25 protein-coding genes, 1 tRNA gene and 2 pseudogenes are annotated in these 23690 nt (G+C 60.8%); 21 read left to right on the plus strand and 7 right to left on the minus strand.

The features are described 5' to 3' along the window. Positions 1-8: 8 nt before the first annotated feature. Positions 9-950, plus strand: coding sequence for a CAF17-like 4Fe-4S cluster assembly/insertion protein YgfZ (gene ygfZ / locus KHP07_RS01205; RefSeq protein WP_099492534.1), 942 nt, complete (start codon positions 9-11; stop codon positions 948-950). A 36-nt stretch (positions 951-986) separates the two neighbouring features. Continuing rightward, entirely contained in the window at positions 987-1808 is an 822-nt protein-coding gene (locus KHP07_RS01210; protein ID WP_078047343.1) for an HDOD domain-containing protein, read from the plus strand. Here the strand turns inward: KHP07_RS01210 and tctE are convergent, their stop codons facing one another. Both tctE and tctD read right to left on the minus strand, forming a co-directional pair. Then, complete coding sequence (gene tctE / locus KHP07_RS01215) at positions 1809-3194, minus strand: two-component system sensor histidine kinase TctE (protein WP_099492533.1); 1386 nt, start codon at positions 3192-3194, stop codon at positions 1809-1811. Next, a complete protein-coding gene (gene tctD / locus KHP07_RS01220) occupies positions 3187-3858 on the minus strand; it encodes a two-component system response regulator TctD (RefSeq protein ID WP_017736361.1) in 672 nt (223 codons plus the stop codon). Before tctD ends, tctE begins: the two co-directional genes overlap by 8 nt. 235 nt (positions 3859-4093) lie before the next feature. On the opposite strand from tctD, the gene KHP07_RS01225 reads away from it, so the two are divergent. Genes KHP07_RS01225 through KHP07_RS01245 form a run of 5 tightly spaced genes read left to right on the plus strand, consistent with a single transcriptional unit; the run spans position 4094 to position 9452 of the window. Then, the gene (locus KHP07_RS01225; protein ID WP_214496462.1) at positions 4094-5386 is read left to right on the plus strand and encodes an OprD family porin; all 1293 of its coding nucleotides are present in this window, start codon (positions 4094-4096) and stop codon (positions 5384-5386) included. A 27-nt stretch (positions 5387-5413) separates the two neighbouring features. Beyond that, on the plus strand, positions 5414-6403 hold the full coding sequence (locus tag KHP07_RS01230) for a Bug family tripartite tricarboxylate transporter substrate binding protein (RefSeq protein WP_170856104.1): 990 nt from the start codon (positions 5414-5416) through the stop codon (positions 6401-6403). Between the two features lie 59 nt (positions 6404-6462). After that, the gene (locus tag KHP07_RS01235) at positions 6463-6921 is read left to right on the plus strand and encodes a tripartite tricarboxylate transporter TctB family protein (RefSeq protein ID WP_099492531.1); all 459 of its coding nucleotides are present in this window, start codon (positions 6463-6465) and stop codon (positions 6919-6921) included. A 1-nt stretch (position 6922) separates the two neighbouring features. Beyond that, a complete protein-coding gene (locus KHP07_RS01240; RefSeq protein ID WP_012722750.1) occupies positions 6923-8437 on the plus strand; it encodes a tripartite tricarboxylate transporter permease in 1515 nt (504 codons plus the stop codon). Next, positions 8430-9452 carry an AbrB family transcriptional regulator gene (locus KHP07_RS01245; protein WP_100491318.1) on the plus strand — a complete coding sequence of 341 codons (1023 nt, stop codon included), beginning with the start codon at positions 8430-8432 and terminating at the stop codon, positions 9450-9452. Before KHP07_RS01240 ends, KHP07_RS01245 begins: the two co-directional genes overlap by 8 nt. Before the next feature lie 18 nt (positions 9453-9470). Here KHP07_RS01245 and ung read toward each other — a convergent pair whose 3' ends face one another. Next, on the minus strand, positions 9471-10163 hold the full coding sequence (gene ung, locus KHP07_RS01250; protein ID WP_099492529.1) for a uracil-DNA glycosylase: 693 nt from the start codon (positions 10161-10163) through the stop codon (positions 9471-9473). A 134-nt stretch (positions 10164-10297) separates the two neighbouring features. On the opposite strand from ung, the gene dspII reads away from it, so the two are divergent. Continuing rightward, positions 10298-11410, plus strand: a complete 1113-nt coding sequence (gene dspII / locus KHP07_RS01255) for an enoyl-CoA hydratase/isomerase DspII (RefSeq protein WP_214496463.1) — start codon at positions 10298-10300, stop codon at positions 11408-11410. Between the two features lie 53 nt (positions 11411-11463). Here dspII and KHP07_RS01260 read toward each other — a convergent pair whose 3' ends face one another. Then, positions 11464-11829, minus strand: a complete 366-nt coding sequence (locus KHP07_RS01260; RefSeq protein ID WP_078047330.1) for a hypothetical protein — start codon at positions 11827-11829, stop codon at positions 11464-11466. Positions 11830-12091: 262 nt separating this feature from the next. On the opposite strand from KHP07_RS01260, the gene KHP07_RS01265 reads away from it, so the two are divergent. The 9 genes and pseudogenes from KHP07_RS01265 to KHP07_RS01305 all read left to right on the plus strand — a co-directional run. Then, positions 12092-13714 (plus strand): methyl-accepting chemotaxis protein, encoded by a 1623-nt coding sequence (locus KHP07_RS01265; protein WP_100491320.1) that lies wholly within the window; start codon positions 12092-12094, stop codon positions 13712-13714. Between the two features lie 85 nt (positions 13715-13799). Beyond that, complete coding sequence (locus KHP07_RS01270) at positions 13800-14012, plus strand: cysteine-rich CWC family protein (RefSeq protein WP_214496464.1); 213 nt, start codon at positions 13800-13802, stop codon at positions 14010-14012. Further along, entirely contained in the window at positions 14012-14704 is a 693-nt protein-coding gene (locus tag KHP07_RS01275) for a pseudouridine synthase (protein WP_214496465.1), read from the plus strand. The genes KHP07_RS01270 and KHP07_RS01275 overlap by 1 nt, the downstream gene beginning before the upstream one ends. Before the next feature lie 304 nt (positions 14705-15008). After that, positions 15009-15893 (plus strand): alpha/beta fold hydrolase, encoded by an 885-nt coding sequence (locus tag KHP07_RS01280; RefSeq protein WP_099492525.1) that lies wholly within the window; start codon positions 15009-15011, stop codon positions 15891-15893. Between the two features lie 153 nt (positions 15894-16046). Beyond that, positions 16047-16120 (plus strand) — tRNA-Gly (locus tag KHP07_RS01285). A gap of 188 nt (positions 16121-16308) precedes the next feature. After that, on the plus strand, positions 16309-16833 hold the full coding sequence (locus tag KHP07_RS01290; protein ID WP_078047325.1) for a DUF3833 domain-containing protein: 525 nt from the start codon (positions 16309-16311) through the stop codon (positions 16831-16833). Positions 16834-16856: 23 nt separating this feature from the next. Then, positions 16857-17162 (plus strand): DUF6482 family protein, encoded by a 306-nt coding sequence (locus KHP07_RS01295; RefSeq protein ID WP_078047324.1) that lies wholly within the window; start codon positions 16857-16859, stop codon positions 17160-17162. 358 nt (positions 17163-17520) lie between these two features. Next, entirely contained in the window at positions 17521-17766 is a 246-nt protein-coding gene (locus tag KHP07_RS01300; protein ID WP_099492524.1) for a type II toxin-antitoxin system ParD family antitoxin, read from the plus strand. Between the two features lie 88 nt (positions 17767-17854). After that, positions 17855-18049 (plus strand): annotated as a pseudogene (locus KHP07_RS01305) (type II toxin-antitoxin system RelE/ParE family toxin); the annotation flags it as partial. Positions 18050-18058: 9 nt separating this feature from the next. Here the strand turns inward: KHP07_RS01305 and KHP07_RS01310 are convergent. Together KHP07_RS01310 and KHP07_RS01315 are read right to left on the minus strand one after the other, a co-directional pair. Continuing rightward, complete coding sequence (locus KHP07_RS01310) at positions 18059-19252, minus strand: MFS transporter (RefSeq protein ID WP_214496466.1); 1194 nt, start codon at positions 19250-19252, stop codon at positions 18059-18061. After that, positions 19249-20412: an MFS transporter gene (locus KHP07_RS01315; protein ID WP_214496467.1), complete on the minus strand. Its 1164-nt coding sequence runs from the start codon at positions 20410-20412 to the stop codon at positions 19249-19251. The genes KHP07_RS01310 and KHP07_RS01315 overlap by 4 nt, the downstream gene beginning before the upstream one ends. A gap of 95 nt (positions 20413-20507) precedes the next feature. Here KHP07_RS01315 and KHP07_RS01320 point away from each other — a divergent pair, with 95 nt between their 5' ends. The 4 genes and pseudogenes from KHP07_RS01320 (at position 20508) to KHP07_RS01330 (ending at position 23009) form a co-directional block, all read left to right on the plus strand. Further along, entirely contained in the window at positions 20508-21395 is an 888-nt protein-coding gene (locus KHP07_RS01320) for a LysR family transcriptional regulator (protein ID WP_214496468.1), read from the plus strand. Then, a pseudogene (locus KHP07_RS29775) lies at positions 21396-21476 on the plus strand (type II toxin-antitoxin system HicB family antitoxin); the annotation flags it as partial. 493 nt (positions 21477-21969) lie between these two features. Next, positions 21970-22470 carry a methylated-DNA--[protein]-cysteine S-methyltransferase gene (locus KHP07_RS01325; RefSeq protein WP_099492519.1) on the plus strand — a complete coding sequence of 167 codons (501 nt, stop codon included), beginning with the start codon at positions 21970-21972 and terminating at the stop codon, positions 22468-22470. Between the two features lie 113 nt (positions 22471-22583). Continuing rightward, entirely contained in the window at positions 22584-23009 is a 426-nt protein-coding gene (locus KHP07_RS01330) for a low affinity iron permease family protein (protein WP_078047317.1), read from the plus strand. Positions 23010-23063: 54 nt separating this feature from the next. Here the strand turns inward: KHP07_RS01330 and KHP07_RS01335 are convergent, their stop codons facing one another. Then, positions 23064-23591 carry a DUF4142 domain-containing protein gene (locus tag KHP07_RS01335; RefSeq protein ID WP_005785958.1) on the minus strand — a complete coding sequence of 176 codons (528 nt, stop codon included), beginning with the start codon at positions 23589-23591 and terminating at the stop codon, positions 23064-23066. Between the last annotated feature and the right edge of the window lie 99 nt (positions 23592-23690).

The raw sequence follows: 23690 nt of genomic DNA on the forward strand, positions 1-23690 counted from the left end.
GATGACCCATGGCTGACTCTGCTTTCTTCTGCCCCCTGTCCCACGAAGGCGTTCTCGCCGTCCGCGGCGCCGACGCGGCCAAATTCCTTCAGGGCCAACTGACCTGCAACCTCAATTACCTGAGCGACACCCAGGCGAGCCTCGGCGCGCGCTGCACGCAAAAAGGGCGCATGCAGTCGAGCTTTCGCATCCTGCTGCAAGGTGACGGCGTGTTGCTGGCCATGGCCACCGAGCTGCTGGAACCGCAACTGGCAGACTTGAAGAAGTACGCCGTATTCTCCAAATCCAAACTCACCGACGAAAGCACCGCCTGGGTGCGTTTCGGCCTGGCGAATGCTGACCAGGCCTTGTCCGGCCTTGGCCTGGCGCTGCCCGCCGAGACCGACAGCGTCGCCCGCGTCGATACCTTGATCGCCGTGCGCGTGTCCCCTGGCCGTGCCGAACTCTGGGTGCCCGCCGAGCAGGCCGACACTGTGCGCAGCCACCTGGCTGAACAGCTGCAACAAGCCGACTTGAATAAATGGCTGCTGGGCCAGGTCCGCGCCGGCATTGGCCAGGTCATGCCACAGACCCGCGAGCTGTTCATTCCGCAGATGCTCAACCTGCAGGCCATTGGCGGCGTGAGCTTCAAGAAAGGCTGCTACACCGGCCAGGAAATCGTCGCGCGCATGCAGTACCTGGGTAAACTCAAACGTCGCCTGTACCGCTTGAGCCTTAATGCGGCTGAAATGCCCGAGCCAGGCACTCCACTGTTTTCCCCCAGTCATAACAGCGCGATCGGCGAAGTGGTCATTGCCGCAAAAGCTGACCAGAGCGTTGAACTTCTGGCCGTGTTGCAAGCCGAAGCTGCCGATAGTGGCGATGTGCACTTAGGCACCCTCGAAGGCCCCGGCCTGCAACTGCTCGACTTGCCTTACACACTCGACCGTGATCGAGAGATCCAGCGTTAATCGCCGTACTTTTTTGCAACACCCTAGAGATCATGAATGAACAAGCTGGCGGAAAAAGTCCAACAGGCTTTGGTGACGGCCATCGATAACGATGACCTGGTTCTGCCGACATTGCCGGAAGTGGCCCTGAAGATACGTCAGGCTGCCGAAGACCCGGAAATCAGCATCAGCCACTTGAGCAAAGTGATCGGTCGTGACACCGCGCTGTCGGCACGCCTGATCAAAGTGGTCAACAGCCCGTTGTTGCGCGCCACCCAGGAAGTCACCGACCTGCATACCGCCATCACCCGGCTGGGCACCAACTACAGCAGCAACCTGGCGATCGGCCTGGTGATGGAGCAGATCTTCCACGCCCGCTCCGACGTGGTCGAACAAAAGATGCGTGATGTGTGGCGCCGCAGCCTGGAGGTCGCGGGTGTGAGTTACGCCCTGTGCCGCAGCCACAGTCAACTCAAGCCGGACCAGGCCGCCCTCGGCGGCCTGGTGCACCAGATCGGCGTGCTGCCGATCCTGACGTACGCCGAAGACCACTACGAGCTGCTGTCCGACCCGGTCAGCCTCAACCATGTCATCGAGAGCATTCACCCATTGCTGGGCGACAAACTGCTGGGGGGCTGGGACTTCCCGGAAATGCTGGCTAAGCTGCCGGGCCAATACCTGGACTTGGAGCGCGACTCGCCCAGCCTCGACTACATCGACCTGGTGCAAGTGGCCGTGATGTATTGCCATCGCGGCACCGATCATCCGTTGGCAAACATCCCGGTTTCCACGCTGCCTGCGATCAAGAAACTGCGCGTCGACCCCTACAGCGACGCCTTGCGCGCCGAGCTGGATGAAGCCCGCTCGATGTTCTACTGATCAACCGGCGATAAAGCTCACCCGCACCTTCAGGCCGGCCTGCTCGCCATCGTGCAGGCTGATCTGCGCCAGGTGCGCCCGACAGATTTCGCCGACGATCGCCAAGCCCAGCCCCGACCCCATGCCCTGCTGACTGCGCCGGTAAAAGCGCTCGAACACCCGGTCGCGCTCGTCCAGCGGGATGCCTGGGCCATCATCTTCCACTTCCAGTACCGCCGGCGCCGTCACCCGCAGGATCACGTTGCCGCCCGGCGGCGTATGGGCCAGGGCGTTATCCACCAGGTTGCTCAACAGCTCGTTCAACAGGGTGGGCTCGCCGCGCAGCCACACCGGCTCGTCGGCTTCCAGCGCCAGCGCCACACCGCGTGCGTGAGCCAACGGCGCCATGGCCATGCCCAGCTCACGGGCCAACTGGCTAAGGTCAAGTAACTGCGCGCCGCCCTCGGCAATCGCGCGGGCACCATTTTCGATGCGTGCCAGAGACAACAATTGATTGGCCAGGTGAGTCAGGCGGTCAGTGCCCTGGGCTGCGGTCTCCAGAGTGCTGCGCCACGTGGCGGGGTCTTCGGCGCGCAAGCCCAGTTCCAGTCGCGCCTTGAGCGCGGCCAGTGGCGTACGCAATTCATGGGCTGCATCAGCAATAAACTGCGCCTGGCGCTCGAACTGGCCACGCAAGCGTTCGGTGAAGTGGTTGAGGGAACGCACCAATGGGCCAAACTCATGCTGCACTTCCACCAAAGGCAACGGCCGCAGGTCGTCAGGCTGGCGCTCTTCCACCGCCGTGCGCAGGCGCTCCAGTGGCCGCAATGCGGCACTCACGGCAAACCACACCAACAGCAACGCGCCGACGCCAAGCATGCCCAGGCGCAGCAAAGTATCAGCCATAAGGCTTCGGGCCATGCTCACGCGGGCCTCGTCGGTTTCGGCTACGCGGATTTCCGCCATGCCGTTCATGTTCGGTTCGGAGACGGCTTTGAGCAGGCTCACCACACGCACCGGCTGGCCCTGGTAGATGGCGTCATAGAAGCGCGCCAGCGCCGGATAGTCATCGGTGCGCGGCGTGCCGGGTGGTGGGCCAGGGAGGTTTTCGTAGCCGGAGATCAGCTTCTGGTCGATGTCGTTGACCTGGTAATAAATACGCCCGGCACTGTCGTAGGCAAAGGTGTCCAGCGCCACGTAGGGCACATTGGCGCTCAGGGTGCCGTCCACTTGAGTCAAGCCAGCGGCAATGGTGCGCGCCGAGGCCAGCAGCGTGCGGTCGTAGGCGGTGTCCGCAGCTTCGCGGCCATTCCAGTAGGCGCTCATGCCGCTGGCAAACATCAGCAGCACCAGCAACAGCGCCAGGTTCCACAACAGGCGCCAGCGCAGGCTGCTGGGCTTATGCATCGCGGGCTTCCAACAGGTAGCCGAGGCCACGGAAGGTCACGATGGCGATGGGCTGGCCGTCGAGTTTCTTGCGCAGGCGGTGCACGTAGATTTCGATGGCATCGGGGCTGGCTTCTTCGTCCAGGCCAAATACCTGTGAGGCCAATTGCTCCTTGCTCATCACTCGGCCAGGGCGGGCGATCAGTGCTTCAAGCACCGCTTGCTCGCGGGAAGTGAGCGTCATCAATTCGCCGCCTACGGTAAAGCGCCGGGTGTCGAGGTCGTAGACCAACACGCCGCAGGTCTGCTGGCGCTCGCCGCCCAACACACTGCGGCGCAGCAATGCTTTGACGCGCGCCTCCAACTCCGTCAACTCGAACGGTTTGGCGAGGTAGTCGTCCGCGCCCAGGTTCAGGCCATGCACGCGGTCTTTCACATCACTGCGCGCCGTCAGCATCAGCACGGGCAAATTCTTCCCACGGGCGCGCAAACGGGCGAGCACCTCGAAACCATCCATGCGTGGCAGCCCCACATCGAGGATCGCCGCGGCGTATTCCTCACTGCTCAGGGCCAGGTCCGCGGCCACGCCGTCGTGCAGCACGTCAACGGTCAAACCCGTGCTCTTGAGCGCTTGCGCGACACTTTCAGCGAGTTGCAAATGGTCTTCAACCAGCAAGACACGCATGGATTTCTACCTCAGTCAGGGGTGGTTGGCACCACGCTTTGCCGGGCAGTTTACAGGCGCCGCCTGCCCTGTGAAGCCCGAAAACATTGAAAGGCAACTGAAAGGTTAGTGAAAGCTTCGCCCTTTAGCATCCAGCCAAGGTGGTCTGTGCCCACCGAGCTGCCTGAAGCGCAGCGCCCGAAAAACGCCTCGAAGCGTTTTCGCCAAAATAAGAACAATAACGGAGTACACAACGATGCTGTCGACACAGCCCCAGGCCCCCTCGCCTGTTCGTTTTTCTCGCCTGACCCAGACCGCCCTTGCCAGTGCTGCTACCCTTGCCGGCTTTTCGCCGCTTAGCCAGGCTGCCTTCTTCGAAGACAGTAGCGCGACCCTGGAAACCCGCAACATGTACTTCAACCGCGACTTTCGCGATGGCACCAGCGCACAGCAATCCAAGCGCGACGAATGGGCCCAGGGCTTCATGCTCAACCTGCAGTCGGGCTACACCGACGGCACCGTCGGCTTCGGTGTGGATGCGCTGGGCATGCTTGGGGTCAAGCTCGATTCCAGCCCCGACCGCACCGGCACCGGCCTGCTGCCCACCCATGACGATGGCCGCGCCGCCGACGAGTACTCCAAGCTGGGCCTGACCGGCAAAGTGAAGATCTCGGCCACCGAGCTGAAGATCGGCGCGCTGATCCCCGAACTGCCGATCCTCAAGCCCAACGACGGCCGCATCCTGCCGCAGACTTTCAATGGCGGCCTGATCACGTCCAAGGAATTCAAGAACCTGGTGTTCACCGGTGGTCGCCTCGATAAGGCCAAAGACCGCGACGACACAAACTACGAAGACATCGCCCTCAACAACAAGAACAGCCGCTTCGTCAGCGGCGCCACCGGCAAGCACTTCAACTTTGGCGGCGCCGACTACAAATTCGCCGACAAGATCACCGGCAGCTACCACTTCGCCCAACTCGACGACGTGTACCGCCAGCACTTCCTCGGCCTGGTGGCTGCGCGCCCGATGGGCCCTGGCACCTTCGGCACCGACCTGCGCCTGGCCATCAGCGATGACACCGGCAGCGCCCGCGGCGGCAAGATCGACAATAAATCCCTCAACGGCCTGTTCAGCTATGCCCTCAATGGCCACAAGCTCAGCGCCGGCTACCAGCACATGTCCGGCGACAGCGCCTTCCCGTATGTGGATGGCAGCGACCCGTACCTGGTCAACTTCGTGCAGATCAACGACTTTGCCGGCGCCGAAGAGCGTTCCTGGCAGGCGCGCTACGACTTCGACTTCGCCAAGCTGGGGATTCCCGGCCTGAGTTTCATGAGCCGTTACCTGTCAGGTGACAACATCAAGCTCAAGAACGGCGAGACCGGCAAGGAGTGGGAACGCAACAGCGAGATCAAGTACGTAGTGCAGACCGGCACGTTCAAGGACGTGGCCGTGCGCTTGCGCAACGCCACGTACCGCTCCAACTACTCAGCCCGTGATGCGGATGAAATGCGCGCGCTGGTGAGCTATAGCGTTGCGCTCTGGTAGTAACAACTCATAACAACAAAGACGGAGATAACCATGACCCTTTCACTGCGTAAATTGGCCCTCGCCGCCGGCTGCATGCTGTTCGCCGGCCAACTGCTGGCTGCCGACGAGCCCAAGCGTCCGGAATGCATCGCCCCAGCCTCGCCGGGCGGTGGTTTTGACCTGACCTGCAAACTGGCGCAAAGCGCGCTGGTCAACGAGAAGTTGCTGAGCAAGCCGATGCGCGTGACCTACATGCCTGGCGGCGTCGGCGCGGTGGCCTACAACGCTGTGGTCGCGCAGCGTCCAGCCGATGCCGGCACCCTGGTAGCCTGGTCCAGCGGTTCGCTGTTGAACCTGGCCCAAGGCAAGTTTGGTCGCTTCGATGAAAGCGCCGTGCGTTGGTTGGCAGCGGTCGGCACCAGCTACGGGGCCATCGCAGTGAAAGCCGACTCGCCCTACAAGACCTTGGACGATTTGGTAAAAGCGCTGAAAAAAGATCCGGGCAGCGTGGTGATCGGTTCCGGCGGCACCGTTGGCAGCCAGGACTGGATGCAAACCGCGCTGATCGCCAAGGCGGCCGGGATCAACCCGCGTGAACTGCGTTATGTAGCCCTCGAAGGCGGCGGCGAAATTGCCACCGCCCTGCTCGGTGGCCATATCCAGGTGGGCAGTACCGACATCTCCGACTCCATGCCGCACATCCTGAGCGGTGACATGCGCCTGCTGGCCGTGTTCTCCGAACAGCGCCTGGACGAGCCGGAAATGAAGAATATTCCAACCGCCAAAGAGCAAGGCTACGACATCGTCTGGCCGGTAGTGCGTGGTTTCTACCTCGGGCCAAAAGTCAGCGATGCCGACTACGCCTGGTGGAAAGAAGCGTTCGACAAACTGCTGGCCTCGGAAGAGTTCGCCAAGCTGCGTGACCAGCGCGAGCTGTTCCCGTTCGCCATGACCGGCCCGGAGCTGGACACCTACGTGAAGAAACAGGTGGCTGACTACAAAGTGCTGGCCAAAGAGTTCGGCCTGATCCAGTAATCGCCCCTCTTTTGTGCGGCCACGCCCCTTGATCCAGTGGCGTGGCCCAGGAGTTTCACATGCTCTTACAACGCATTTTCGCCGCCGTGCTGCTGCTGGCCTGCGCCGGCCTGGCGCTGATGGCCTGGCCGTATCAGGCGTCGTTTTCCTACGAGCCGGTAGGACCTCGCGCCTACCCGCTGCTGATGCTCGGGCTGATGAGCCTGGCACTGATCTACATGCTGTTTCGCCCACAGCCGACCAAGCACACGGAAGAAGAACCCGCGCTGGACCGCGAGACCCTGGTCAAGATCGGCGTATGCGTCGCGCTGTTGATCGTGTTTGCCGGCACTTTCGAACCCCTGGGTTTCATCCTCAGCAGCATGCTGATCGGCATCCCGATGGCGCGCCTGTATGGCGGCCGCTGGATGCCCAGCGTGGTGATCGTCAGCCTGATGGCGATTGGTCTTTATCTGCTGTTCGATAAAGCCATGGATGTGCCGCTGCCCCTCGGCCTGCTCGACGTTCTGGAGAACTGATATGGATACTTTCGGCTACTTGGGCCAGGGCTTCGGCGTTGCACTGTCCCCCTACAACCTGGTGACCGCACTGTGCGGCACCCTGATCGGCACCGTGGTCGGCCTGTTGCCGGGCCTGGGCCCGATCAACGGCGTGGCGCTGTTGATCCCCATCGCGTTCGCCCTGGGCCTGCCGCCGGAATCGGCGCTGATCCTGCTGGCAGCCGTGTACCTGGGCTGCGAATACGGCGGGCGGATCAGCTCGATCCTGCTGAACATCCCGGGCGAAGCCTCCACCGTGATGACCACCCTCGACGGCTACCCGATGGCCCGCAAAGGCCTGGCCGGTGTGGCGCTGTCGTTGTCGGCGTGGAGTTCGTTCATCGGCGCGTTTATCGCCACCTGCGGCATGGTGCTGTTTGCGCCGCTGCTGGCCAAATGGGCGATTGCCTTCGGGCCGGCGGAATATTTCGTACTGATGGTGTTTGCGATTGTCTGTCTCGGCGGCATGGCCGGTGACAAACCCTTGAAGACCTTTGTTGCAGCGCTGATAGGCCTGTTCCTGTCGGCTGTCGGCATCGACGCGAACAGCGGCGTGTACCGCTTTACCGGCGACAACATCCACCTCACCGACGGCATCCAGTTTGTGGTGTTGGTGCTGGGCCTGTTCTCCATCAGTGAGATCCTGTTGCTGCTGGAAAAAACCCACCGTGGCCAGGAAGCCGTGAAGGCCACGGGCCGCATGATGTTCAACCTCAAGGAAGCAGGCGCGGTCTTTGTCGTCAACATCCGCTGCGGTTTACTGGGTTTCATCATGGGTGTGTTGCCAGGTGCCGGTGCGACCTTGGCCTCGGCCGTTGCCTACATGACCGAAAAACGCCTGGCCGGTGCCAGCGGCAAGTTCGGCCAGGGCGACATGCGCGGCCTGGCGGCTCCGGAAACCGCCATCGGCGCGTCCGCCTGCGGCGCCCTGGTGCCCATGCTGACTCTCGGCGTACCCGGTTCGGGCACCACGGCGGTGATGATCGGCGCGCTGTCGCTGTACAACATCACCCCGGGTCCGCTGCTGTTCCAACAGCAACCCGACATCGTCTGGGGCCTGATCGCCTCGTTGTTTATCGCCAACATCATGCTGGTGATCCTCAACATCCCGATGATCCGCATCTTCACGCGCATCCTCGCCGTGCCGAACTGGGCGCTGGTGCCGGTGATTGCGATCATCACGGCAATTGGGGTGTACGCGGTGCACGCCACCACCTTCGACCTGTTCCTGATGGTCGGTATCGGTATCTTCGGCTACATCCTGCGCAAGCTCGACTTCCCGCTGTCGCCGGTACTGCTCGGCTTTATCCTCGGCGGTTTGATGGAGCAGAACCTGCGCCGTGCGCTGTCGATCTCCAACGGTGACCTGCAGATTCTCTGGTCGAGCCCGATCACCTTTGGTGTGTGGGTACTGACGGCGCTGATGCTGGCCTTCCCGCTGATCCGCATCTACCGCAAACGTGCCCTGCAGCGTCGTGCCGTGGCCGATGTCTGAGGTCACCTTTAAACATTGGTGGGGAACACCGCTGGTCGGCCTGGCCGGCGGTTACCTGGCCAGCCTCGTCGGCTGGCCTTTGCCGTACATGGTCGGCTCGTTGCTGGCGATTATCCTGGTGCGCTGCCTCACGCCGTGGCAGTTGGCGGAGATTCCCGGCGGGCGCAAATGCGGCCAATGGGTAGTGGGGATCGGGATTGGCCTGCACTTCACGCCGGTGGTGATTGAGCAGGTAATGAGCCACTTCGGCCTGATCTTCGTCGGCGCGCTGGTCACCAGCCTGTCGAGCGTGGTCGGCGTGTGGTTGATGCGCCGCAGCGGTGAAGACCGCGCCACGGCGTTTTTCTCCAGCATGCCGGGTGGCTCCGGTGAGATGGTCAACCTCGGCGCCCGCAATGGCGCGGTGCTCAGCCGGGTCGCGGCGGGGCAGAGTCTGCGGGTATTGGTGGTGGTGCTGTGTGTGCCGGCGATCTTCAAGTACTTGCTGGGTGGCGGCGCGCCGCAGTTTCATCCGGCGCCGGTGAGTTGGCCTTGGCTGTTGGCGCTGTTTCCGATAGGCGCGCTGGTGGCCTGGGGTTGGCAGCGGTTGCGTCAGCCAAACCCGTGGTTGTTCGGGCCGCTGCTGGTGAGTGCGACGGCCAGCGTCGTGTGGGATTTGCATATTGGCCTGCCAGACGGCGGCAGCCAGATTGGCCAATGGTTGATCGGTAGCGGCCTGGGTTGCCACTTCAATCGTCAATTCTTTCGTCGCGCGCCCTCGTTCATGGGCCGCACCCTGATTGGTACGGCCTTGACCATGGCGCTGGCAACCTTGGCGGCGGTAGGGCTGAGTGTGTTGACCCATCTGGACCTGCGCTCGCTGACCCTGGGCATGATGCCCGGCGGGATTGCCGAGATGAGTCTGACGGCTGAGACACTGCAACTATCGGTGCCGCTGGTGACCGCGATGCAGGTGATGCGGCTGCTGTTTGTGCTGTTCTTGGCAGAGCCTCTGTTCAGGCATTGGAACCGTTAGCCCGAACCGTGAAGCGAATCAGAGTGGCGGCAACCGCCACTCGATCGGCGTCTCACCATTCTGCTCAAGAAACTTGTTGGTCCGGCTGAAATGCCCGCAACCCAAAAACCCGCGATACGCCGACAACGGCGACGGGTGCACCGACGTCAGCACCAGGTGCTTGGTCGCGTCGATCAGCTTCTGCTTGCCCTGCGCATGCGCGCCCCATAGCAAAAACACCAGATGCGGCTGGTGCTCGCTGACCACCTCGATAATGCGGTCGGTAAAGAACTGCCAGCCCTTGCCCGCATGGGCGTTGGCATTGGCGCGCTCGACGGTCATGGTGGTGTTGAGCATCAGCACGCCCTGGTCGGCCCAGCTTTGCAGGTAGCCGTGGTTGGGGATGTCGATGTTCAGGTCGCGCTTGAGCTCTTTGTAGATGTTGACCAGCGACGGCGGCGCCGGCACGCCCGGTTGCACCGAGAAGCACAACCCATGGGCCTGGCCGGGGCCGTGGTACGGGTCTTGGCCGAGGATCACCACCTTGACCTTGTCCAGCGGTGTGGAGTTGAGTGCGTTGAAAATCAGCGGGCCGGGCGGGTAGATCTCTTTGCCCGCGGCGTGTTCCTGGCGCAGGAATTCGCGCAGCTGAGCCATGTAGGGCTTCTCGAACTCGTCACGCAGCGCGTGTTTCCAGCTGGGTTCGAGTTTGATACGGTCATCGTCGGTCATGATTGAAGGGTCTTGTAAATAGAATGGGCGAACCCTAGGAAAGCCGACCCCGCTTGTCAATTGATCTGACACACCACCGACACTTTCCTACGAAGCGATCATACTCATCCTTCAACGTATCGAATGAGGTCACGATGAACCTGCACTTCGAAGAGCTGACCGGCAGCGACGGTGCCCGCATCGGCATCGCCAGCCTCGACGCTGAAAAATCCCTCAATGCCCTTTCCCTGCCGATGATCCTCGCCCTGGGCGACCGCCTTGACGCCTGGGCCAAGGATCCGAACATCCACTGCGTACTGCTGCGCGGCAACGGCCCCAAGGCGTTTTGCGCCGGGGGTGAAGTGCGCAGCCTGGCGCAGGCCTGTCGGGAACAGCCTGGCGTGGTGCCAACCCTGGCGGCGCAATTTTTTGCGGCGGAATACCGCTTGGATTATCGCCTGCACACCTACCCTAAACCGCTGATCTGCTGGGGTCACGGCTACGTGCTGGGCGGCGGCATGGGCCTGTTGCAAAGTGCCGCCGTGCGCATCGTTACACCGAGCAGCCGGTTGGCCATGCCAGAGATCAGCATCGGCCTGTACCCGGACGTCGGTGCCAGTTGGTTCCTGTCACGCCTGCCGGGCAAGCTCGGGTTGTTCCTGGGCCTCACAGGCGCCCATATCAATGGCCGCGACGCTTTGGACCTGGGCCTGGCCGACCGCTTCCTGCGCGACGACCAGCAAGACGAACTGCTCGACGGCCTGCTGCAACTGAACTGGCAGGAGCAGACCTCGATGCAGCTCAACAGTCTTCTCAAGGCGTTGGCCCAGGAAGCCGTCGAGCAACAACCGGAGGCACAATGGCTGCCACGCCGGGCTCAGATCGACGAATGGCTGGACGTGGGCGATGTGCGGTGTGCCTGGCGGGCCTTGAGCCAACTGCGCGAACACACTGACCCGCTGTTCAGCCGAGCTGGCAAGACGCTCAGCGAAGGCTGCCCATTGACAGCACACCTGGTGTGGGAACAGATCCAGCGTGGCCGGCATCTGTCACTGGCGCAGGTGTTCCAGATGGAATACACCCTGAGCCTCAATTGCTGCCGTCACCCCGAATTCAGCGAAGGCGTACGTGCGCGGCTGATCGACAAGGACCAGACGCCGCATTGGCATTGGCCGGATATCAACGCGATTCCGGAGGCGGTGGTGCAGGCGCATTTCAATAAGGCGTGGGAGGGTCGACACCCTTTGGCCGACCTGTCCGATTACTAAACACTTGCCCATGAAAAAGCGGCGCTTCATGCGCCGCTTGCAATGCAGACCTGTCAACGGTGACCGCCGCGGCCACCCCCATGGTCGGAACCGCGACCGTGCCCACCATTTCCCCAACGGTCGCCGCCGCCCCAACCCTGGTTCGGGTAAGGCCGGTAACCTGCGCGCGGTCCGTAGTAACGCGGTGCCGGCTGGTAATAACGCGGCGCCGAGTAGTAGCGCGGTTGTGGCGCGTAGTAGCGCGGTGCGGGGTAGTAGTCACGTCGATAGGGATACGCCGTGCCACCGCCGTAGTAGTACACCGGCGCCGGTGAGGTGTAGACCTCGGATCGATAGTAGCTCTGGCCTCCATCGTAATAAGGCACACAAGCAGAAAGGGTCAGACCGAGTAAAGCGCTGAGCAGCAGTCGTCGATACATGGCGGCCTCCTGGACCGCGGAAGAGCACCTCCAGCGACGCGGGAGGGCGGCATTCAGCTTTCACTGAATGACGAAACATCTGACATCAAAAACGGAATCTGGTGCGTTTTCGCAACAGCTTGATACATCTGCACCCGCTTTATCGATTCAGTAAATTTGTCTGGCTCGCAACTTTATCAATTGCGATGATGTCACTATGACATCGCACCGTGCCAGGGAGGCTCTAGTGTGCGCCCTTCGCTACCCTGTCCGGACCTGACCCATGAAGATTTCAACCAAACTGCTGCTCTCGTTTCTACTGTGTGCGCTGGTCACCCTGGCGGTGGGCCTGCTGGGAATCAAAGGGGTGGTTCGCCTCTCCACGGCATTGGAACTGACGTTTTCCAACAACCTGGTTTCGGTGAGCAACACGGCCGCCACGCTCAACGGCCTGGTGGCCCACAACCGCGGCCTGTACCGCTTGATGGATGCCAGCAGAGGCGACGTTTCCCCACAGGACCGCGACCGCGTGCGCCAGGACATCGCCCAGGAACTCAAGCGTAGCCAAGCGTCCTACGCCTCTTACCGCGCAACGCCGCTGGAAGATGACGAACGGGCAGCGGGAGACAAACTTGACCAGATCTGGCCCAGCTACATCAGCAACTCTGAACGCATCATGGCACTACTCGACGGCGGCCAAGTCGACCAGGCCCGGGCCCAGCTCAATACCAGCAACAATGAACTGTTCCGCCAGGCGCGTGAGCTGATCCGCGTAATGATCGAGTCCAATAACCGCCAGATCAAGGAAGGCGCGGTCGCAGCCGATGAGCTGCGCAACAGTGCATTGACGTGGATGATTGGCGGCATTGTGCTTGCCTTCCTCATTGCGATCATCATCGGTATGTTGATCACCCGCCTGATCACCCGCCCTATCGCTCAAGCCGTGCAGAGCGCACAGCGCATTGCCCAGGGCGACCTGACCCAGGCCATCATCACCGAGCGCACCGACGAAGCCGGGCAACTGCTGATGGCGCTGTCGGACATGCAAGGCGGCCTGAAAAGTACCCTCGTGGAAATCGCCAACGCGTCCGACCAGCTTGCATCGGCGGCCGAGGAACTGAGTGCGGTCACCGATGAAAGCAGCCGCAGCCTGACCCGCCAGAATGATGAGATCCAACAAGCAGCCACCGCCGTCAACCAGATGACCGCCGCCGTGGACGAAGTGGCCAGCAACGCTGTCTCGACCTCTGAAGCCTCGCGCCAGGCCACCACCGAGGCCGAAGATGGCCGCCAGCAAGTGGAACAGGCGGTGTCCGGCATGAGTTCGATGGTGGTCGAGATTAACGACTCCACACAATCGGTTGCAGACCTTGCCGGCCAGGTGCGAGAGATCGGCAAGGTGATCGATGTGATCCGAGGCATTGCCGACCAGACCAACTTACTGGCCCTCAACGCCGCCATTGAAGCCGCCCGCGCGGGTGAGCAAGGGCGTGGGTTTGCGGTGGTCGCCGATGAAGTGCGGGCGTTGGCTCATCGCACCCAGACGTCCACGGTGGATATTGAAAAGATGATTGGTGAAGTACAGACCGGCGCCGACGATGCGGTCGCGGCAATGAACAAGAGCCTGACCTGGGCCAACAATACCCAGACCCTGGCGCAGAACGCCGGCGAAGCGTTGCAACGCATCACCGCCAGTGTGGCGAAGATCAATGAGCGCAACCTGGTGATTGCCTCTGCCTCGGAGGAACAGGCCCAGGTGGCCCGCGAGGTGGACCGCAACCTGTTGAACATTCAGGACCTGTCTACCCAGACGGCCGCCGGAGCCCATCAGACCAACGCCTCCAGCCAGGACCTGTCGCGCCTGGCCACCTCGTTCAACGTACTGGTCAGCAAGTTCCAGCTCTAAGTAGCCTGGGCAGGGTCGGCCCTGTATCGTACGAGGCATACCGGGATTCTCCGGACTATTTGCCAGACCCAGCCCGAACCTGCCCATGACCACGCCAACCCTTTGCCCCGCCTGCGGCGCCCGCAACGACTGCTCCCTGGCAGACCCGCGCACGGTCGACCAGGCGTGCTGGTGCTACAGCGTCACCATCGACCCGGCCGTGCTCCAAGCCTTGCCCGAGGAATTGCGCAACAAGGCCTGCCTATGCCCGCGCTGTGCCCAGATCGATGCGCAGTTGCGTGGGGCTGAGCCAACGTAATGCGGGTTGATCGGTTCCTCAGTAACCTGCCCCGGTTCAATCGCAAGCAAGTGCGGCTGTTGCTTGTTGAGCGGCGGGTGTCGGTCGATGGCGTGGCGGTCAATGATCCCCATCACGAAGTGCGGGAATTCAGCCACGTGTGTGTTGACGATGAAGTACTGCAGGCGGGCAAACCGGCGCGCTACTTCATGCTGCACAAGCCCCAGGGTTGCGTGAGCGCCACGGCGGACCCGCAGCACCCGACCGTGCTGGATCTACTCGATGAGCCGGGCAAAGACGAATTGCACATTGCCGGTCGCCTGGACTTCAACACCACCGGCCTGATGCTGATCACCAACGACGGCCAATGGTCGCGTCGCCTGACACAACCGCAGACCAAACTGCCCAAGGTTTACCGGGTAGAGACCGAGCAGGACATTGGCGCGGAGTACGCCGCCACGTTTGCACAGGGCCTGTATTTCGCGTTCGAAGACCTGACCACTCAACCCGCCGAACTGGTGTTGCTGGGGCCGAGAACCGCGCGGCTGAGCATCATCGAAGGACGCTATCACCAGGTGAAGCGCATGTTCGGGCACTTCGATAACAAGGTCATCGGCCTGCATCGCGAGCGCATGGGGCCCTTGGTGCTGGATGCCGCCCTCGCGCCCGGCCAATACCGGGCGCTGACTGACGAAGAAATCCGCCAGGTCTGATGACCGTTCAGCCGGTGATGGCAAAAAACCGCTTCACCGCCTTGCGAGCTGCCCGCTCTGCTGCTTGAATCAGGATCACCAGTTCAAATATGACTGGCGAGTCGCCTATAACCTCCAAGAACCACCTTGCCCCGCCCGCGCTTGATCCACGGGCCTTCCCGGCAAACAGCCCGCCATAACAACAGCCGTCGGCCAGCCGTCATTGGATCGACATGGGCCTCCTTTTCCAGGCGTATGCCTACCTGTCATAAAGCTCGTGCAGAGTGATCTGCGCGCCCTACCCGCTTGCCAGGAGTCTTACGACATGAGGCCAGAAATCGCTGTGTTGGATATACAGGGTCAGTATCGGGTTTACACGGAGTTCTATCGCGCGGACGCTGCTGCAAAGACCATCATCCTGGTCAACGGCTCCATGGCCACCACGGCATCCTTCGCCCAAACCGTGAAAAGCCTGTACCCGCAATTCAATGTGGTTTTGTACGATCAGCCCTACGCCGGCCGCTCCAAAATCCACAACCGCCACGAGCAAATGCTGACGAAGGAAGTCGAAGGCCAGCTCCTGCTGGAACTCATCGATCACTTCGCCGCCGAACACGTACTGTCCTTTTCCTGGGGCGGCGCCGCCACCCTGGTTGCCCTCGCCCATCGCCCGCGCCGCGTGGAGAAGGCCGTGATCAGCTCGTTCTCCCCGGTGATCAACGCCCCGATGCGCGACTACCTGGAACGCGGCGTCGACTACCTCGGCAACCTCGACCGCGACCGCGTCGGCCACCTGGTCAACAGCACCATCGGCAAACACTTGCCGTCGCTGTTCAAGCGCTTCAACTATAAACACGTGAGCAGCCTGGCCGAGCACGAGTATGGGCAGATGCACTTTCACATCAGCCATGTGCTCAACAGTGATCGCCTGTGCTACCTCAAGGCCGCCAAGCAGATCGACATTCCGGTGTTGTTTCTCAACGGTGAATGGGACGAATACACCAGCGCCCAGGACGCCAAGCTGTTTGGCCAGCATGTGGCCAACAGCAGCTTCAGTACGATTCAGGCGACGGGGCATTTCCTAGACATGGAGCACAAGGCCGCGTGCCGGGACAGTCGTGACGCGGTGGTGGGTTTCTTGAAACCGGAGCGCCAGGTCAGCCGATTGCGTTATCACCATGGCCAGACGCAGCATGCGTTTGCAATCTGAGGGGTGGGCGCTGGCTTGCCTGCGATAGCATCACTGAAGTGTGACGGGCACACCGAGGTGTCGATATCGCAGGCAAGCCAGCGTCAACACCCACATTTTTGAAGAAAAACTTCAAATCCCGACGAACATCTGGTACAAAGTCAGCCGCTCTGAGCGGGTATAGTTTAATGGTAGAACAGTAGCTTCCCAAGCTTCCGACGAGGGTTCGATTCCCTCTACCCGCTCCACTCAAATTCGCGTTCTGTGTCAGGTTGTTTTTGACGGGGGATGCATAAAAAAACCGGTCCTTTGAGGCCGGTTTTTTTATGGCTGCGATTTAAGACGCCGATCATTCGCGTCGCCCACACCTATACAAATCAATATTTTTGTACAAGTATTACTCCAACGCGCTGAGGCACGATCAAGGAGCCGAGCAATGACACGTCTACTGGTTTCATTGTTGCTGGTATTGAGCTTGAGCAATTGCGCCAACGTAGGCGTCGAGCACTACGCCGACCAGCAGCCGCAGTTGGACCTGGAGCGGTTCTTCAGCAAGCCCGTCAAGGCCTGGGGGATTTTCCAGAAGCGCTCGGGCGAAGTGGCCAAGCGCTTTGAAGTGAACATCGCCAGCCGACGCGAGGGTAATGCCTTGATTCTCGACGAACGCTTCCTGTACAGCGACGGCACGCGACAACAGCGGGTGTGGACACTGACACCGGATGGCCCGGGGCGCTGGCGCGGTCGGGCGGGTGATGTGGTTGGCGAGGCCATTGGCGAAGTGGCGGGTAACGCACTGCGTTGGCGCTACCGGCTCAACCTACCCGTGGACGGTTCCGTCTATGAGGTGAGCTTTGATGACTGGATGTACCTGATGGACGAAGACACCCTGATCAACCGCTCCAGCATGACCAAGTTCGGCGTCGAATGGGGCCAGGTCACGTTGTTCTTTCGTCGCCAGTGAATGACCCACAGCAGGAGTGAATCATGAATTTGCACAGGCTGACTGAACTAGCAGTAAATGGAGAAATTCGCGAGCTGCAGCTGCTGTCGCTGGAGGGTGGATTCTATATCGCGCGTATCAGGCTGGATCATGTCGAGATGACGTTGCTGGACGATGACAACCAGCCATTGCGCATCCGTTCCACCACGCATTTACGCAACCTGTTGCAACGGGTTCCGCCGTTTCCCTGTGTGCTGGTGCAGCACTGTGTGCACGATGAAATGTGCGGTGTTCGGGAAGGCCCGGTTGGCGCATTGCGGATTCCGTTTACGCTGGAGTCATGCGTTTAAGGCTGTGCATGTCTCGGCTCCCCCTATGGTATGGGCAGCCTGGGAAGACACGCCTTAAACAGGCCACCCATAGCGAACAGCTCAGACTAGTCTGATCCTCGTGTAGGCAATGCCGCAAGACCTGCACCCGCCCTTTGCACAGCCAGAAACCACCTGCAATTCCAAGTAATACACCCCTTTAAAGACCATTTGAAATCATCCCACCGTTCGCATCATCCTGCTGAACCTCATCGAAGCAAGAACCCAAGAAAATACCTTCGGCATCGGCCCACAGTGACACGCCGATCATCCAGGTACGCGATTTCGCACCAATAGTATGATAGCGCTCGCTGTCACTCTTTGGACTGGAGGCGCTCCCATGGGAACCGTACGAAAAACCATCACTGTGACCGACCAGCAAGACGGCTGGATCAAAGCGCAGATAGAAGCGGGTCATTACACCAATGACAGTGAATACATCCGCGATTTGATAAGGCGTGAACAAGAACGCAGCGCTGAAATTGAATCAATCCGCGCAGCGTTGAAGGAGGGTGAGTCCAGCGGCGAACCTCGTTTATTCAACCCCGATGAGTTCAAGAGAAGAATGTTAAAGACATATGACTGAATACCGTCTTACACCTGCGGCAGAGTGTGGTCTTGAAAACATTTGGATTTACAGCGCTCAGACGTAAAGCGTAGAACAGGCTAACCGCTATATAGACATTCTGACGAAAGCGTTCGAGCAGTTGGCGCAGCAGCCAAGGATTGCGCCAGCCTGCAACGAGATACGCACGGGATACCGCCACTATTGCCTTGAAAGACATACGCTCTATTTTCGGATCGTCCCGTATGGGATTGAGATCGTTCGTATCCTGCATGATCGAATGGATAGATTACTCATTTTGTAATTGCGCGCGTCAACCCGGCTCATTCGTTCCCCGCTGCACCACCCACGCCAACGGCAACGTCACCAACAACACCCCCGCCAATACCGTCACGGCCACCGGTACGCCCAGCGTATCCCCCACCCCGCCAAACACCACCGGCGCCAGCGCACCGCCACCAATCGTGCCGGTGTAGAACACCGCAAATGCCTGCTCCCGCTTACCTCCACCCGCCAGGTCAGGCACGGCGCCGTACAACACCGACGACGTGCCATTGAGCACCAGTCCCAGCAGCGGCAACATCACCATCAGCGCGGTCAGCGGCACATACACCGCAGCGACGATCAGCAAGGCCGTGCTGCTTTCCGTCAGCCACACCGCCCTCATCATGCCGATGCGCGCGCCCAGGTAGCCGCACAATAACTTGCCGAACGCGCCACCAATAAACAGCAGGGTCAGGGCCAGGCCAATACCGGCAGTGCCCGCCCCTTTGGCTTGCAGCAAAAACGGCAGGAAGGTGAGAAAACCCATGCGCACGGCGCTGTCGAGAGTGCCAGTGAGGATCAATGCGCGCAGACCGCTGACAGAGCCGACTCCGGTAGAGGACTTGGTTTTTTGGGTCGCCACCGAGGCGTCCGGCTGGCTGGGAATCAACCACCACAACAGCCCCGCCGCCGCCAACCCCAACAACCCGAGAAGCGTAGCACTGGCGCGCCAACTGATGACCGTGAGCAACAAGCCGACCAGACCGGGAACCAGGGTCTTGCCAATGTCACCGGCGAAGTTGTACTGGGACAAAGCCTGCTTGATGCCGCCACCGTCCTCGTAAGCATCGCTGATCATCGAGGATGCCAGCGGGTGTTGCGTGCTTGCCCCCAAGCCGCCCAGCAAAAGCGCCAGCAGTAACATCACCAGTCCAGTGGCTTGACCCACCACTAGATAAGCCGCACCGGCGAGCGCGGTTCCGCCAACCAGCAGCGGTACACGGCCCCAGCGTTTTGCCGCGCGGCTGGCCATAAGCTGGAATACGGCCATCATTCCTGAATAGGCCCCGCGCAGAAGTCCAACCTGGGCGTAGGACAGCGCGAACTGCGTCTGCCAGATCGGCAGCAGCACGTAGATGACGTCGGTAAGGCCATCATGCACGGCGTGGGCGCTGCAGCCAGCGATCAGCGTGCGGCGACGGGTTGACGAGGCGGGGGCGGGCACGGCGACTGTGTCGTTCATGGTGTCGGGATCAGTTCAGGTTTAGGGGGCTTCCAGCCGGTCAGGGCGATCAGCAAGGTCAGTATTTGGAAGGTGATAATCAGCACCACACACCCGGCCCAGCCCCAGCGCTCCCAGATCAACGCCGGGACAATCGCACCACAACTGCCACCCAGGTAATAGCACGTGAGGTACACGCCCACGGCGCCGGCCTTGTTGTCGCGGGCGGTAGCGGCGGTGAAGGCGTTGGCCGCCGCCTGGGCGAGAAACACACCGGTGGAACTGAGGGCCAAGCCCACCACGATGCACCACAACGAGGGCACCAGTGTCAGCGCTGAGCCGCTGATGCCGAGCACCGCGGCCACGCTCAGCAGTTCAGCGTGAGGTCGGGATTTGCTGAGGCGTCCGGCGATAGGAATCACGATGAGTGCCAGCAAGAACACCATGTAAAGCGTGCCCAACGCCGCAGGCCCGAGGTTGAATGGCGGTAATCCCAGGTACAAACCTGCGTAGGTAAACGCTGCAACTTGAGAGAACAACACGCAAAAACCGACAGCGTAGGCTGCCAGCAAGGGCTTGCGAAAAACGGCCGAGAATGAGGACTGAACCCTCACCGAGCGCACACGACTGACAGGCAACAGGAATTGAATAAACCCACCCACCATCAGGCTCAGCACTGCCAGCAATTCAAAGGCTCCGCGCCAGCCTACGTATTCAGTCATCACCCCTGTGACAAAGCGCCCGGCGAACCCACCCAGCACCGTACCCGCCACATACAGGCTGGTGACCTCCGTTACCGTGCCGCCGCTCCAGCGGTCGCCGATATAGGCCACGCTGGTGGCAAACACCACCGGGATCAACATGCCTTCGACAAATCGCCACACCAGCACTTCGGCAAAGCTGTCGGCATAGGCGGTCATCAAGGCCGGCACCGCCAGCAGCAAGGCCGCCACGCTGATCACCGTGCGTTGCTCGAAACGCCCGGTCAGCCGGCTGACAAACGGCGCAGTGATCGCCACGGCCAGCGTCGTTACGGTGATGCTCCACCCCGCTGCCTTGGCGCTGATGTGAAACTGCGCGGCAAACGTCTGGAGAATGCTCTGGGTGGCATACAGGTTGAGAAACGCCGCGCAGCCACACAGGAACAGGGCAAGACGGGCACAATGCAGGCGCGGTTTCATGAAACCTCTCGTTTTATTTTGTGAGGTCTTTATAGAATGGCCGGCGGGTCCTGAACCAATACCGATTTCGGACCGATCAATACCCAAGGACCAGGATGCTCGACCTACGCAAGCTGCGTTACTTTCTGACGGTCGCTGAAGAACTGCACTTCGGCCGCGCCGCCATTCGCCTGCACCTGGCACAGCCGCCGCTGACGCGGCAGATCTCGGCGCTGGAAACGGAGTTGGGCTTCAAGCTGTTTGATCGCACCAGCCGCAGCGTCACCCTCACCGCCCAGGGCCGATCGTTCCTGCCCTACGCACGCAGCGTGCTGGAGCAGGTGGAATTGGCGCAGGTCATCGCCGGGAAGCTGGCGGCGGGCACTGCGGGGCAACTGGCACTGGGGTATGTCAGCTCGATCGCCCTGTCGGATTTGTTCAGCCAGGCGATCCAGGCATTTTCCCAGCGGTTTCCCGATGTGCAGTTGACCCTGGTGGAATGCGCCTCCGGCAGCCTGGGCGCGCACGTTGCGGACGGGCGGCTGGATATCGGGCTCAGTCGCCTGCTGCCACAGGGCGAAGAGGTGCATGCGCTGTCCCTGGGCGAAGAGCGCTTGGTGGCCGCCGTTTCCAGCGACAGCCCGCTGGCCCGTCAACCCAGCGTCAACCTGGCGCAGCTGAGTGCCTACCCGTTGATTTTATTCCCAGCCGATTATGGCTCGGGGCTCAACCAGTCCATCGAACAGCTTTACCGCCACCACGGCCAGCCATTACGCCCAGGCCCGACCGGGCGTCAGATCACATCGATCATTGCGCTGGTGGCGGCCGGGCAAGGGGTGGCGTTGGTGCCGGCGTGTACGCAGAGCCTGATGAATAAAGGCGTGACGTACCGGCCGTTGGTGGAGGGGGATGCGTGTGCGCAATTGTTGGTGCTGACCCGGGCTGAAACAAAAAGTGTGCTAGTTGATGAGTTCCTCGCCGTCATTGCACAGATCGATGAATAGGTACTGCACGACCCGGAAGAAAAAAGCCGTTTGGGGTTCCTGGCGTCGGCAGCGCTGAAAGTGCTTCAGCAGGAACATTGATTAAGCCTATCCCTACAGGAATAAGAATATTCGCCTATCACTATGGGATACGCCTACCCCAAAAACAGGACAACCCAGAATGCTCCCGCGCGGACAAAAAACGTCGAGGCTGGTCTTTAGAAAAGTCCTGGGGCTGGTGCTGATCATTCCACTGCTGGCCCCACTGATACCCTTGCCCCCCATAGGTCTCGGACGCCTTGTATCAATAGCGACCGTTGCCGGGTCCATCTATGGCGCGTGGTACGCAAGGCAGCATGCCAGTCGAGGTCTGACAATCGGCGCGACCATCATCGCTCTACTCAACCTTGGCTCACTGGTCGCATTGTCGACGCCCTCGATAGTCTGGTTTATCTTCCAGGTCTCCTGGGTCTATGGGTCGGGCAATTGGATTCACTGGCGTTTTTAGCCGCGTGGAACTCCATCGCAAGAAACAGGGTTCCCCCACGGTTTACAACACGGACAGTGACGCCATACAGCGTCAAGGATCAGGCCCATGCCCTACGAATACAAACTCATGCCCTCCCCCGTCGGCCAACTGACCCTGGTGGCGCGCAACGGCAAACTCGGCGCCATCCTGTGGGAAACCGAGCGCGCCAACCGTGTGCGTTTGGGTGAATTGCGCGAGGCCAATGACAGCCCGGTGCTGCTGGAAACCGAACGCCAGTTGCAGGAATACTTCGCCGGTACGCGCAACCAGTTCGAGCTGGAGTTGGACTTTTCCGGCACCGACTTCCAGAAGCGGGTCTGGCAGGCACTGCTGACGATTCCTTTCGGCGAGACCCGCAGTTACAGCCAGATCGCACAGCAGATCGGCAACCCGAAAGCCGTGCGCGCGGTGGGCGCCGCCAATGGGCGTAACCCGATATCGATCATTGCACCGTGCCACCGGGTAATCGGCGCGTCGGGTGGGTTGACCGGGTTTGCCGGGGGGCTGGAAGCCAAGCAGTATTTGCTCGCACTGGAGGGCACGGGCCAAGCGGAGTTGGCCTTCTGAGGTAGCCGACGACAAAAACGTACAACTTTGTTCACCCAGCCAAATGTAAAAAGAAATTTCAAAGATTCCCTGCGGTCCATTATTTCATCACCTCTTCCAAAGGAAAAACGGTCATGAAGTTCTCCGCAGTCTCCCAATCCCTGTCCCGTTGGGCAGGCAGCCCACGCACGTTCTACGCGGCGGTGGCGTTGATCCTGGCGTGGAGCCTGAGCGGGCCGTATTTCCACTACAACGACACGTGGCAGCTGATCATCAATACCTCGACCACCATCATCACCTTCCTGATGGTGTTCCTGATCCAGAACACGCAGAACCGCGACAACGACATCCTGCATATCAAGATTGATGAGCTGCTGCGCGTGTCCAAGGATGCACAGAATGCCGTGCTGAGCCTGGACGGGCTCGACCGTAAAGAACTCGAGAAACTGCGCAAGGAATACCGCAGCATCGGTGCGACGGGGAGCGTCAGCCTCAACAGCAGTTGCGGCGAGCACGCCGACGATGCTGCGCAGATCAAGACCGATTTGAACCAGGCATGAAAAAACGGCGGTTGGAGAAGCACCAACCGCCGTTTTTCAGTTCAGGTGACAGGCTCAACCGTCGCCTTGATGACCCTTGCCGTAGGTCGATGCCAATGCACGGGCTTTCTGCAGACGCTCTTCCAACTTGGGCAGCGTCTCATCCACCAGGGCTTTTATTTCTGGCACATCCGACGCTGCACCTTCCTTTTTGAACAGGGCGATGGCGTCCTCGTTTTCCTTGACCTGTTGCGCCGTGTAGGCCGCATCAAAGGAGTCGCCGTCCTTGAGTTCGGGCATCAGGGTTTCGGCTTTGTCGACGATCTTCTCGCGCGGCGCGACAGGCAGGTCGAGCTTCTTGGCGATGGCCGCCAGGTGCTGGTTGGCCAGGGTGCGCTCGTTGATCACCTCGATGGTGTAGTCCTTGATTTCCTGGGACGAGGTCTTAGCGTGGGCCATGCGACTGGTTTCGATATCGGCCATGCCTTTGGCCGAAGCCTGCTCGATGAATTCAGCAGGCGACTGGGCGAAAGCATTGCTGGCGCCGAGGCCCAGCAGCATCGCGAAACTGGCGGTGCGTAACCGGATAGCCATGCGGCTCATGATGGGTTCCTCCAGGGTAAAAATAGGTGCGGGGGAACACACCCCGCCCTCAATTCGAATTTTCAGGGCGGCAAAGGTTTAGAAAAAACTCGCCAGTGC

This window comes from Pseudomonas sp. VS40 (assembly GCF_018587885.1).
Taxonomy (GTDB): Bacteria; Pseudomonadota; Gammaproteobacteria; order Pseudomonadales; family Pseudomonadaceae; genus Aquipseudomonas; species Aquipseudomonas pergaminensis.